Raw genomic sequence first — 13,036 nt, forward strand, 5'->3', positions numbered from 1 at the left:
AGAAAGTATACATTTATACTTATAAAAACTCAGTACAAAATATTCTAATTTATGGTATGCTAAAAATATATATAGATATACATTTTCTTTAAAAGAGGAGGAGAAAAATGTTTCAAAAAGAAAAACTAGACAAAATTAAAGAAAGCTTTAAAGCTTATGATGAAAAGGTAGCAGAAACAATTAAAAAAAGACCTGAAAGAAAAGAAGTATTTGAAAGTGGTTCAGGAGCAGTTGTAAATAGACTTTATACACCTGCTGATATTGAAGATTTTGATTATGAAACTGATTTAGGTATGCCAGGTAGCTATCCTTATACTAGAGGGGTTCAACCTACTATGTACAGAGGTAGATTTTGGACAATGCGTATGTATGCAGGATTTGCTACGGCTGAAGAATCCAATAAACGTTATAAGTACTTAATTGAACAAGGATCAATGGGGCTTTCCGTTGCATTTGATCTTCCAACACAAATAGGTTATGACTCCGATCATCCACTAGCAGAAGGAGAAGTTGGAAAGGTTGGAGTTGCTATTGATTCATTAGCAGATATGGAGATTTTATTTGATGGTATTCCACTAGATAAAGTTTCTACTTCTATGACAATTAACGCACCAGCGTCAGTACTTCTTGCTATGTATATTGCAGTGGCAGAAAAACAAGGCGTAACACCTGATAAACTAAGAGGTACAATTCAGAATGATATTTTAAAAGAGTATATTGCTCGTGGAACATATATATTCCCTACAGAAGCATCTATGCGATTGATTACAAATATATTTGAATACTGCTCAAAAGAAGTTCCTCAATGGAATACAATCAGTATCTCAGGGTACCATATTAGAGAAGCAGGTTCAACGGCTGCACAAGAAGTTGGATTTACATTAGCTGATGGTATTGCATATGTTGAAGCAGCAATTAAAGCAGGACTTGATGTGGATACATTTGCACCAAGACTCTCATTCTTCTTTAATGCACATAATGACATTTTAGAAGAAGTTGCAAAATATAGAGCTGCGAGAAGATTATGGGCAAGAATTATGAAGGAAAGATTTGGAGCGAAAAAACCTAAGTCAATGGCACTTAAGTTCCATACACAAACAGGTGGTTCAACACTTACTGCACAGCAGCCAGAAAATAATATTGTTCGTGTTGCTATCCAAACGCTTGCAGCAGTGCTTGGTGGAACGCAATCTTTACACACAAACTCAAAAGATGAAGCATTAGCACTTCCTACAGAAGATTCTGTTAGAGTAGCATTAAGAACGCAACAAATTGTAGCATATGAGAGTGGTGTTGCAGATACAGTGGATCCATTAGCAGGTTCATACTATATTGAAGCAAAAACAAAAGAAATTGAAGAAGAAGCTATGAAATACATCAAAAAAATTGATGAATTAGGTGGAGCACCAAAAGCTATTGATATGGGATATATCCAACAAGAAATTATGGATGCTGCATATAATTATCAAAGAGATATTGAGACAGGAAAGAGAATCATTGTTGGTATGAATAAATTCAAAATCGAAGAAGAACCACCTAAGGGATTATTAAAGGTTGATCCTTCTGTTGGAGAATTACAAAAGAAAAAGATTCAAGAATTAAAAGCAAAAAGAGATAATGAACAAGTAAAAGAAAAACTAGAAGCTTTAAGAGGTGCTTGCCAAGGAGATGAAAATTTAATGCCATATATCCTAGATGCAGTAAGAGCATATGCTACTTTAGGAGAAATATGCGGTGTAATGAGAGAAGTATTTGGTGAGTATCAACAAAGTGTACAACTATAATAAAAAAATAAAAAAAGTTTCGGGAAGATTAAATGGAGGAGGAAAAATCAATGGATAGACCTATTAGAGTATTAGTTGCAAAGCCAGGCCTTGATGGACATGATAGAGGAGCAAAAGTAATTGCAAGAGCTTTAAGAGATGCAGGGATGGAGGTTATATATACTGGTCTTAGACAAACACCAGAGCAAATTGTAAGTGCAGCTATTCAAGAAGACGTAGACTGTGTTGCTATGAGTATTTTATCAGGAGCGCACAATACATTGCTTCCAAAAGTTGTTGAACTTCTTAAAGCTGAAAATGCAGAAGATATTTTGGTAATCGGTGGAGGGGTTATTCCAGATGATGATATTCCTTTCTTGAAAGAAAAAGGGATTGCAGAAGTATTTACACCTGGAACGCCGACTTCAGTAACAATAGATTTTATAAAAGCAAATGTTAAGAGAAAATAATAAAAATAAACTGTAAGCAGACCCAGACTTTTGTCTGTGGTCTGTAATTAATAGGCGGTGGGGCAAATGAATTTAGCTGAAAGATTATTGAAAGGGGAAAAAAGAGCGGTTGCAAGATTGATTTCGATGGTTGAGAACCATGATTCGGAAGCGGTTGAAATACTAAAAAAACTTTATCATAAAACAGGAAATGCGCATGTTATTGGGATTACAGGACCTCCAGGTGCAGGAAAAAGTACATTGACAGATAAACTTGTAAAAGCTTTAAGAAAAGAAGGAAAAACAGTAGGTATTATTGCTGTTGATCCTACAAGTCCTTTTACAGGTGGATCTATTTTAGGTGATCGAGTAAGAATGAGTGAATTAAGCACTGATCCAGGTGTTTTTATAAGAAGCATGGGAACAAGAGGCCATCTAGGAGGGCTTTCTAAGGCAACGCAAGGAGCTGTAAAGATTTTGGATATATATGGTGTTGACTATATATTTATTGAGACAGTAGGGGTTGGCCAGTCAGAGGTTGATATTGCTAAGAATGCAGATACAACCCTTATGGTAATGGTACCAGGGCTTGGTGATGATATTCAAGCTATAAAAGCAGGGATCATGGAAATTGGAGATGTATTTGCAGTAAATAAGGCAGATAGAGATGGAGCTAAAAGAACAGCAACGGAAATTGAAATGATGCTTGACTTTAATCAATCTGATTGGAGACCGCCTGTACAACAGGTGATAGCAATTAATAATAAAGGAATAGAGGAATTGCTAGATCATATAAAGAGTCATATGAACTATTTAAAAGAAACAGGAAAGCTTCAAAGGCGAAGATCAGAAAATAGTAAGCTTGAAATTATTGATTTAACTCAGCAAAAATTAATTAATATGATATTAGACAAATCTAAAAAAGAAGAAATGGTGAATCAATTGGCAGAGGAAGTGGCTTCAAGAAAAATGGATCCTTATTCTGCTGCAGAATCTATTCTAAAGAACATTAAGTAGCAAATATTTTTAAAAATTCAAACAAATGAAATATTGCAAGTATTGTTGCAAAATACAAAATTTTATTGTATCATGGGGTAAGGGTAATTGAGGTATAATTACCCTAATGATGCCCATAAAAAATAATGCCCATAAACAATGATGCCCGTAAAATACATAAGGAGGATAAAAATGAAAGTATTAAAAGTTGACCACATTGGAGTTGCTGTAAAAAATCTTGATGAAACATTAAAATTTTACCAAGATATTCTTGGACTAGAATTACAAGGAACTGAAGTTGTGGAAGAACAAAAAGTAAAGGTAGCATTTTTACCTGTAGGAGATACTGAAGTTGAACTTTTAGAGTCAACAGACCCAGATGGACCTATTGCTAAGTTTATTGAAAAAAAAGGTGAAGGCATTCAGCACATTGCATTTAGAGTGCCAAATATTGAAGAAGCAATTCAAGAATTAAAAGAAAAAGGCGTTAGAATGATAGACGAAAAACCAAGATATGGTGCTGGTGGTGCAAAAATAGCTTTTTGTCATCCAAAAAGTACAAATGGTGTCCTAGTAGAATTAAGCGAAAGAGAGTAATTTAAATCTGCAATGTATTTGTAGATCCATAGGTGATAGGAGGTTAGACAAATGGCAAATAACAAAATAGAAGATTTGCGCAAACGAAAAGAAAAAATCATGCTTGGTGGTGGCCAAAAAAGAATAGAAAAACAACATGCATCAGGAAAATTAACAGCAAGAGAAAGAATAAACTTATTATTTGATGAAGGTACTTTTGTCGAATTGGATGCTTTTGTAAAGCATAGATGTACAAATTTTGGAATGGAGAAGCAAGAATCTCCAGGTGAAGGTGTTGTTACAGGATATGGTATGGTAGATGGAAGATTAGTTTATGCATATGCTCAAGATTTCACAGTAATTGGTGGTTCTTTAGGAGAAATGCATGCGGCAAAGATTTGTAAAGTATTAGATAATGCTCTAAAGGTGGGAGCGCCTGTTGTTGGAATTAACGATTCAGGTGGAGCAAGAATTCAAGAAGGTGTAGATGCACTTTCAGGTTATGGAAAAATATTTTTCAGGAATACGATTGCTTCAGGAGTAATTCCTCAAATATCAGCAATAATGGGACCTTCTGCAGGTGGAGCAGTATATTCTCCTGGAATAACAGATTTTATATACATGGTAGATAAAACTAGTAAGATGTTTATTACGGGACCGCAAGTTATTAAAACTGTTACAGGAGAAGATGTTTCAGCAGAAGCTTTAGGTGGAGCTATGACTCATAATACAACAAGTGGGGTTGCTCATTTTGTTGCTTCAAATGATGAAGATTGTATAATGCAGATTAGAAGATTATTAAGCTTCTTACCATCAAACAATATGGAGACTGCTCCTGTTTATGAAACACAGGATGATATAAACAGAATTTCACCAGAATTAGACGATTTATTACCAGATAATCCTAATAAACCATATGATATGTTTGATGTAATCACTAGGATTGTTGATGATGGTGATTATTATGAAGTGCAGCCATACTTTGCTAAAAATATTATTACTTGCTTTGCTAGAATAAATGGAAGTACTGTTGGAATTATTGCAAACCAACCTAAATTTTTAGCAGGATGTTTAGATATTAATGCATCTGATAAATCAGCTAGATTTATAAGATTTTGTGACGCTTTTAATATTCCACTATTAAACATTGTAGACGTACCAGGTTTCTTACCAGGAACAAATCAAGAGTATGGTGGAATTATAAGACATGGAGCAAAAATGCTTTATGCATATAGTGAAGCAACTGTACCAAAAGTTACTTTAATTACGAGAAAAGCATACGGTGGATCATATATTGCTATGTGTAATAAAGAATTAGGTGCTGATATAGTGCTTGCATGGCCAAGTGCAGAAGTTGCAGTTATGGGACCACAAGGGGCTGCAAATATTATTTTTAGAAATGATATCAAAAACGCAGAAAATCCGGCAGAAGAAAGAGCGAAGAAAATTGAAGAATATACAGCTGAATTTGCTACGCCTTATAAAGCGGCAGAAAGAGGATATGTGGATGATATTATAGAACCGAGTGCATCAAGACCAAGACTTGTAGATGCATTCAATATGCTTGCATCAAAGAGAGAAGTAAGACCTGCTAAAAAACATGGAAATATTCCTCTATAATAGCAGTTATACTCCGAAGAGAGAGGTGAAAATATGGATAATTTATCGCTGCTAGAAAAATTTGCAAATCCTGATTTAATGCAAAAGCTATCTATTGGAGAAAAAATGTTAGCTTCTTTATATGTAATGGTACTAGGAATGGCAGTAACATTCGTAGCACTGTGTATTTTATGGGGATTAATTGTTTTAATGTCAAAAATGATTAACTCAACGAAAAAAGAAGCTACAAAAGTTGTACAAGCTCCAGAGAAAACTATTGCACCAGCAGTAGAGGTAGAAAAAGAAGAAAAAGAAAATGAAGAAGAACTAGTTGCAGTTATTACTGCAGCTATTGCTGCAAGCTTGCAGACTTCTACTCATAATATTGTTGTTAGAAATATTACTAGAGTGAAAGATATAACGCCAGCGTGGGGAAGAATGGGTAGAATTGAGCAAATGAATAGTAGATTTTAAAATAGGATATTCTGTAAATTAGGTGAAATTTATAAGATAGAGGAGGATTATAAAAATGAAAAAGTTTAATATAACTGTTAATGGAAATACTTATGAAGTTGAAGTAGAAGAAATAGGAGGAGTATCACCAGCACCAGTTGCAAGACCAGCAGCACCAGCACCGGCACCAAAAGCAGCACCAGCGCCAGCACCAAAACCAGCTGCACCAGCACCAGCACCAAAACCAGCTGCACCAGCACCAGCAGGAGGAAATAGTGTTACAGCGCCGATGCCAGGAACAATTTTAGATATTAAAGTGAATGAAGGAGATACTGTTGAAAGTGGACAAGTATTGTTAATCCTAGAAGCTATGAAGATGGAAAATGAAATCATGGCACCTGCAAGCGGTAAGGTAGTATCTATCAATACAACTAAGGGTGCTTCTGTAAATGCAGGAGATGTATTGGTAGTAATCGGATAGTTTCGGCTACCTATAACTTTAATAGAAAGGAGATGTAGCAATGGTACAAACTATCATAAAATTTTTGAAAAGTACCGGATTTGCAGGATTTGGAGAACATCCTTTAAATATCGTCATGATTGGCGTTTCGTTTGTTCTTTTATATTTAGCCATTAAAAAAGGCTTTGAGCCATTATTACTTGTACCAATTGCATTTGGTATGTTCTTAACAAATTTACCATATGCAAATATGATGTTACCACATGGGGGTCATGGAGAACCAGGTGGGCTTTTATGGTATTTCTTTCAAGGAGATGAATTAGGAATTTTCCCACCAATTATTTTCATGGGTGTAGGAGCAATGACAGATTTTGGTCCATTGATTGCCAACCCAAGAGCACTTTTATTAGGTGCAGCAGCTCAGTTCGGGATTTTTACAACTTTTATAGGAGCAATTTTTTTAGGATTTACAGGGCAACAAGCAGCTTCTATCGGAATTATTGGAGGAGCAGATGGTCCTACTGCAATTTTCTTAGCTTCTAGATTGGCACCTGAATTATTAGGAGCAATTGCTGTTGCTGCTTATTCATACATGGCTTTAGTTCCAATTATTCAGCCTCCAATTATGAAAGCTTTAACAACAAAAGAAGAGCGTATGATTAAAATGGATCAGTTAAGACCTGTTTCTAAAACAGAAAAAATATTATTCCCAATTATGGTTACTTTGATTGTTTCTTTAATGTTACCACCGGCAGCTACTTTAATCGGAATGCTCATGCTTGGAAACTTATTTAAAGAAAGTGGTCTTACAGGAAGACTTGCAGATACTGCACAAAATGCGTTAATTAATATCGTAACAATATTATTGGGTCTTTCAGTAGGTGCTACTGCAACAGCAGAAGCATTTTTGACATCACAAACATTAAAGATTATTTTCTTAGGAGTATTAGCTTTTGGAGTAGGTACAGCAGCAGGTGTACTTCTTGCAAAAGTTATGAATAAGATTTCAGGTGGTAGAATTAATCCACTTATTGGTTCGGCAGGAGTTTCTGCAGTTCCAATGGCGGCGAGAGTTTCTCAAGTTGTTGGACAAAAAGAAAATCCTTCAAATTTCTTACTTATGCATGCTATGGGTCCAAATGTTGCAGGGGTTATTGGTTCAGCCGTTGCAGCAGGGGTTATGCTTTCATTGTTTGGTTAAAATATAAAACAGGCGGCCAAGGGGTTGCCTGTTTTTTTTGCAAAGGTGTGTCTGTTACAAACATGATAAGGATTAATGGGGTGTTGATTGATGAAAAGAAAGGTTTTAGAGGCACTTAAGAAAAATAAAGATATTTTTATCTCTGGAGAGGAATTAAGTCGCAAAATTGGTGTAACAAGAACGGCTGTGTGGAAACATATAAAACAGTTAAAAGAAGAAGGATATGAGATAGAATCTATTTCAAGGAAAGGATATCGTCTTTTGAAAGAACCTGATACATTAGACCCAAATGCTCTGATAATAGAGATCGGAAGTAATTTTATTGGAAAGCATATATATCACTTTGATTCTGTTGATTCTACCAATACGATAGCGAAAAAGATGGCAGCAGAGGGTGCTTTTGATGGGACAGTGATTATTGCTGAAGAACAGATAGGAGGAAGAGGGAGACTAGGAAGAAGTTGGATATCTCCTAAGGGTACAGGGATTTGGATGTCTATTGTATTAAGACCTAATATTGAGCCAACAGAAGCTGCTAAAATTACTCAGATTACAGCAGCTGCTGTTGCTAATGCTATTAGAAAAGCGACTGGGTGTGAAGTGGGGATAAAATGGCCAAATGATATTATTATTCACAACAAAAAAGTATGTGGCATACTTACAGAAATGGGTGCCGAATTAAATTCAGTAAATTACATTATTGTAGGAATCGGAATTAATGTAAATGTAGATATAAAAGAATTTCCAGAAGAAGTAAAAAAGATTGCAACATCTATTAGAGCTTGTGTTGGGAAAGAGATTTCAAGAAAGGATATTGTTAAGGAAATACTTCTTGAATTTCAAAAACTATATTTAGACTTTATAGAAAATAAAAATATTAAAAAAAGCATTGATATTTGTAAAAAATATTCTGTGACTTTAGGAAAACAGGTAAAAATTAAAAACAGAGATAAAGAAATAATTGCTGAGGCTATAGATTTAACAGAAGATGGACAATTACTAATAAAAAATGAATCTGGAGAGATGCAAACAGTAATATCTGGAGAGGTATCTGTCAGAGGGATTACAGATTATGTATAATAGTGCCTTTACTTTTGTATTGCAAAATAAATAAGCAAATGATAACATATAGAAGGAAAATCACTATGGAAAGGTTGAGCGAAGAAATGTTATTAGCATTTGATGTCGGGAATACAAATATTGTTTTAGGAGCATATGAAGGGGAAGAGTTATTAACTTATTGGAGATTTGCAACAGATAAAGCTAAAAGTTCAGACGAATATGGTATGTTGATTAATCAATTGTTCCAGTATGAAGGGTTAAGTCTTAATGATGTAGATGATGTTATTATTTCATCTGTTGTGCCACCGATTATGTATACACTTCAGCATACAGCGTTAAAATATTGTAATAAAGAAGCTATTGTAATAGGTCCTGGCATCAAAACAGGAATGAATATAAAATATGATAATCCAAAACAAGTGGGAGCAGATAGAATTGTAAATGCAGTTGCAGGGTATGAAAAGTATGGGGGACCATTGATAATTGTTGATTTTGGAACAGCAACAACTTTTTGTGCCATTTCAGAAAAAGGAGATTATTTAGGGGGTACAATTTCACCAGGAATTAAAATATCTAGTGAAGCACTTTTTCAACACGCTGCGAAGCTACCAAGAGTAGAACTTGTAAAGCCTGGAAAGGTTATATGTAAAAATACAATAAGCAGTATGCAATCTGGTATGGTTTATGGGTATGTAGGGCTTGTAGATTATATTGTGCGTAGAATGAAAAAAGAATTAAAAGATCCCAATACAAAGGTAATTGCTACAGGTGGGCTTGCAAGTCTTATTACAAGTGAATCTGAAACAATAGATGAGATTGATAAATTACTTACTCTTGAGGGATTAAGAATAATATATGAAAGAAATAGAAAGTAATATTATGATAATTTATTTTTGTTTTAGGGTCATTTTTTAGAATAGTATCTAAAAATGGCCCTAAAACTATTATAGAGAAATTAGGTAGGTGGTGAAGATATGATAATCGGAAATGTAAATTTAGAGAATAATGTGTTTTTAGGGCCAATGGCAGGAGTGACGGATTTAACATTTCGTCTTTTGTGTAAAGAGCAAGGAGTAGGCTTAGTTTATACAGAAATGGTTAGTGCAAAAGGATTATACTATAACGATAAAAAAACAGAATTATTACTTCAGATAGATGAAAGAGAGAAACCAGTAGCCTTACAAATATTTGGTTCTGAACCTGATGTTATGGCAAGGGCTGCTGAAAAACTAAATAATCATGAAAATGCAATACTGGATATAAATATGGGGTGTCCTACGCCTAAAATTGTTAAAAATGGAGATGGCTCAGCCCTTATGAAAGATCCAGAATTAGCAGGTAAAATTGTAAAAGCAGTGGTAAATGCAACTGATAAGCCAGTGACAGTAAAAATCAGAAAAGGATGGGATGATGACCATATTAATGCAGTAGAAATGGCAAAAATTTTAGAAGAAAATGGTGCACAAGCTATTGCAGTACATGGTAGAACGAGAGAACAATTCTATACAGGTAAAGCTGATTGGAATATTATTAAAGAGGTTAAGAAGGCTGTAGGTATTCCTGTTATTGGAAATGGTGATATTTTTACTGTAGAAGATGCAATAAAGATGAAAGAATTAACCAATTGTGATGCTGTTATGATTGCAAGGGGGGCTCAAGGAAATCCTTGGATATTTAAAAAAGTATCTCATTATATGAAAACTGGAGAAGTACTTGCGGATCCTACGGTAGAAGAAAAAATACAAATGGCTTTAAGACATTTATGTATATTAATTGAAAAAAAAGGAGAATATATTGCGATTCGAGAGATTAGAAAACATATGGGTTGGTATTTAAAGGGGATTAGAAATTCAGCAGCAATTCGAGGCAAAATGAATACTATAGAAAGTAAAGAGGAAATGGAAAAAATGTTATATGATTTTCTAAGGAATTTATAAAGAAAAAGTAATAGGAAATATTGGGTTGATTGCTTGACAATAGATACTATGTAGATTATAATATTTCGCATACAGTAATGAATAAAATAAAAAATTTTGAAAATTTCCTATGTGTTACCAAAAAGCACTGTTATAACAGTGCTTATTGTAGTACAATAGAAATGTTTTCCAGTGTTTTTTTAGAATAAATTTATTCATGGGACATATAATTATTAACAAATCTTTTAAATTACGGAAAAGGAGAGGAAATAAATGAGCGAGAAGGAGATTATATTAACTCGTGAAGGGTTAAACAAAATAGAAAATGAATTAGAGTATTTAAAAACTGTTAGAAGAAAGGAAGTAGCTGAGAGAATAAAAGAAGCAATTGCTTTTGGAGATATAAGCGAAAATTCAGAATATGATGAAGCAAAAAATGAACAAGCTCAAGTAGAAGAAAGAATCGCAAAGCTTGAGATGACATTAAGAAAAGCAAAAGTAATTGATGAAACTGAAATATCATTAGATGTTGTGAGTATTGGAACAACTGTAAAAGTAAAAGATTTAGACTTTGATGAAATTGTAGAATATACCATTGTAGGTTCTGCAGAAGCAGATCCTTATGAATTAAAAATATCTAATGAATCTCCTGTAGGAAGAAGTTTATTAGGAGGAAAAGTTGGAGATATTGTAGATGTGCAAGTACCAGATGGAATAGCAAAATTAGAAATTTTAGAAATAAAAAGATAACTTGGGGGTGTACAAAAGATGAGTGAAGAAATGAATCTTAGTGAAGTATTGCAGGTGAGAAGAGACAAGCTTAAAAAACTTAGAGAAATGGGCAGAGATCCATATAAGATAGAAAAATATGACCAAACCCATTTTAGTCAAGATATAAAAGATACTTTTGAAACAATGGAAGGAAATGAAGTATCTATTGCTGGTAGAATAATGGCAAAACGTACAATGGGAAAAGCTGCTTTTATCGATATACAAGACAAGCAAGGAAGAATTCAATCTTATGTTCGCAAAGATGCTATTGGTGAAGAAGAATATGATGTATTTGTTACATATGATATAGGAGATATTGTAGGGGTTAAAGGAACCGTCTTTAAAACAAAGCAAGGAGAAATATCTGTAAGAGCAACAGATGTAAAATTACTTTCAAAATCACTAAAGCCACTACCTGAAAAATGGCATGGATTAAAGGATAAAGAATTAAGATATAGACAAAGATATGTAGACTTAATTGTGAATCCAGATGTAAAGAAAACTTTTATAGCTAGAACAAAGGCTATCAAAGCATTAAGAAAATATTTAGATGATCGTGATTTTCTAGAAGTAGAAACGCCAATCCTTGATTCAGTAGCATCCGGTGCTAATGCAAGACCATTTATTACGCACCATAATACATTAGATATTGATATGTATATGAGAATTGCTACAGAACTACATTTAAAAAGATTGGTTGTAGGTGGTCTTGATCGTGTATATGAAATTGGAAGATTGTTTAGAAATGAAGGAATGTCTCCAAAGCACAATCCAGAATTTACTACAATCGAATGGTATATGGCTTATGCAGATTATGAAGTGATGATGAAAATGTGTGAAGAAGTAGTTGCAGAAATGGCAATGGCAGCAGCAGGAACGACAAAAATTACATTCCAAGGAAAAGAAATTGATTTTACACCTCCATGGAGACGTGTAAGAATGGTAGATATGGTTACTGAAGAAACAGGCATTAATTTTGAAGAAGTAGAAACAGATGAAGAAGCAAGAAAAATTGCAAAAGAAAAAGGAATCGAAGTAACAAAGGAAACAAGCAAAGGAGAGATTATAAGTTTATTCTTTGAGGAATTCTGTGAAGAAAAATTAATACAACCTACATTTGTTACGCATCATCCAGTTGAAATTTCACCATTTGCTAAGAGAGATCCAGAAAATCCAGCGTATACACATAGATTTGAGGCATTTGCAAATACTTGGGAAATTGCAAATGCATTCTCTGAATTAAACGATCCACTAGATCAAAGAGAAAGATTTGAAGATCAATTAAGAAAGAAAGAATTAGGAGATGATGAAACTGCTATGATGGATGAAGATTTCTTAAATGCTCTTGAAGTAGGTCTTCCTCCGACAGGTGGTATTGGAATTGGTATTGATAGACTTGTAATGCTTCTTACAAATTCTCCAACTATTAGAGACGTAATTTTCTTCCCAACGATGAAACCACTTGATAAATAAAAGCATAGGATTTCCTATGCTTTTATTTTTAGAGATAAGAAATTTTAAGAAGAAAAATAAAAAGAATGTTGAGTTTGCTGGCAAAGTTATATTTATCAATGAATTGAAAAATAACGCTCATAAACAAAAGTCTGAAAAAAATGTTTTTGTTTAGAAAATTATAACATGAGAATTTTTTTTACAAAAAAACAAAAGAAAATATGAATATTTTCTAAGAAAGTACATATAATGGTTAATGTGAGTTTTAAAACATACTTGAATTATAAAACGATTTATGTTATAGTAAGTAACGTTGTTGGTCATGTATGTATATTAGA

General features: G+C 33.7%; 13 protein-coding genes. All 13 read left to right on the top strand.

Features of this window, described 5'->3' with window-relative positions:
• The first annotated feature begins 107 nt into the window (after positions 1-107).
• The 13 genes from FQB35_RS01250 (at position 108) to lysS (ending at position 12,719) form a co-directional block, all read left to right on the top strand.
• Positions 108-1,784 carry an acyl-CoA mutase large subunit family protein gene (locus tag FQB35_RS01250; protein ID WP_148808174.1) on the top strand — a complete coding sequence of 559 codons (1,677 nt, stop codon included), beginning with the start codon at positions 108-110 and terminating at the stop codon, positions 1,782-1,784.
• A gap of 50 nt (positions 1,785-1,834) precedes the next feature.
• Positions 1,835-2,233 (top strand): cobalamin B12-binding domain-containing protein, encoded by a 399-nt coding sequence (locus FQB35_RS01255; protein WP_148808175.1) that lies wholly within the window; start codon positions 1,835-1,837, stop codon positions 2,231-2,233.
• A gap of 66 nt (positions 2,234-2,299) precedes the next feature.
• Positions 2,300-3,229 carry a methylmalonyl Co-A mutase-associated GTPase MeaB gene (meaB, locus tag FQB35_RS01260; RefSeq protein ID WP_148808176.1) on the top strand — a complete coding sequence of 310 codons (930 nt, stop codon included), beginning with the start codon at positions 2,300-2,302 and terminating at the stop codon, positions 3,227-3,229.
• A gap of 171 nt (positions 3,230-3,400) precedes the next feature.
• On the top strand, positions 3,401-3,805 hold the full coding sequence (mce, locus tag FQB35_RS01265) for a methylmalonyl-CoA epimerase (protein ID WP_148808177.1): 405 nt from the start codon (positions 3,401-3,403) through the stop codon (positions 3,803-3,805).
• 51 nt (positions 3,806-3,856) lie between these two features.
• Positions 3,857-5,404 carry a methylmalonyl-CoA decarboxylase subunit alpha gene (gene mmdA / locus FQB35_RS01270; protein ID WP_148808178.1) on the top strand — a complete coding sequence of 516 codons (1,548 nt, stop codon included), beginning with the start codon at positions 3,857-3,859 and terminating at the stop codon, positions 5,402-5,404.
• A 33-nt stretch (positions 5,405-5,437) separates the two neighbouring features.
• Positions 5,438-5,857 (top strand): OadG family protein, encoded by a 420-nt coding sequence (locus FQB35_RS01275; protein ID WP_148808179.1) that lies wholly within the window; start codon positions 5,438-5,440, stop codon positions 5,855-5,857.
• Between the two features lie 55 nt (positions 5,858-5,912).
• Positions 5,913-6,317 (top strand): biotin/lipoyl-containing protein, encoded by a 405-nt coding sequence (locus FQB35_RS01280; protein ID WP_148808180.1) that lies wholly within the window; start codon positions 5,913-5,915, stop codon positions 6,315-6,317.
• A 40-nt stretch (positions 6,318-6,357) separates the two neighbouring features.
• A complete protein-coding gene (locus FQB35_RS01285) occupies positions 6,358-7,497 on the top strand; it encodes a sodium ion-translocating decarboxylase subunit beta (RefSeq protein WP_148808181.1) in 1,140 nt (379 codons plus the stop codon).
• Between the two features lie 90 nt (positions 7,498-7,587).
• The gene (locus tag FQB35_RS01290) at positions 7,588-8,577 is read left to right on the top strand and encodes a biotin--[acetyl-CoA-carboxylase] ligase (RefSeq protein ID WP_148808182.1); all 990 of its coding nucleotides are present in this window, start codon (positions 7,588-7,590) and stop codon (positions 8,575-8,577) included.
• An 86-nt stretch (positions 8,578-8,663) separates the two neighbouring features.
• Positions 8,664-9,434 carry a type III pantothenate kinase gene (locus FQB35_RS01295; protein WP_148810723.1) on the top strand — a complete coding sequence of 257 codons (771 nt, stop codon included), beginning with the start codon at positions 8,664-8,666 and terminating at the stop codon, positions 9,432-9,434.
• 99 nt (positions 9,435-9,533) lie between these two features.
• Entirely contained in the window at positions 9,534-10,496 is a 963-nt protein-coding gene (gene dusB, locus FQB35_RS01300; protein ID WP_148808183.1) for a tRNA dihydrouridine synthase DusB, read from the top strand.
• 252 nt (positions 10,497-10,748) lie between these two features.
• The gene (gene greA, locus FQB35_RS01305; RefSeq protein WP_148808184.1) at positions 10,749-11,225 is read left to right on the top strand and encodes a transcription elongation factor GreA; all 477 of its coding nucleotides are present in this window, start codon (positions 10,749-10,751) and stop codon (positions 11,223-11,225) included.
• Positions 11,226-11,243: 18 nt separating this feature from the next.
• Positions 11,244-12,719 (top strand): lysine--tRNA ligase, encoded by a 1,476-nt coding sequence (gene lysS / locus FQB35_RS01310; RefSeq protein WP_148808185.1) that lies wholly within the window; start codon positions 11,244-11,246, stop codon positions 12,717-12,719.
• Positions 12,720-13,036 lie beyond the last annotated feature (317 nt).

The organism is Crassaminicella thermophila (assembly GCF_008152325.1).
In the GTDB taxonomy this organism is placed as follows: Bacteria; Bacillota; Clostridia; order Peptostreptococcales; family Thermotaleaceae; genus Crassaminicella_A; species Crassaminicella_A thermophila.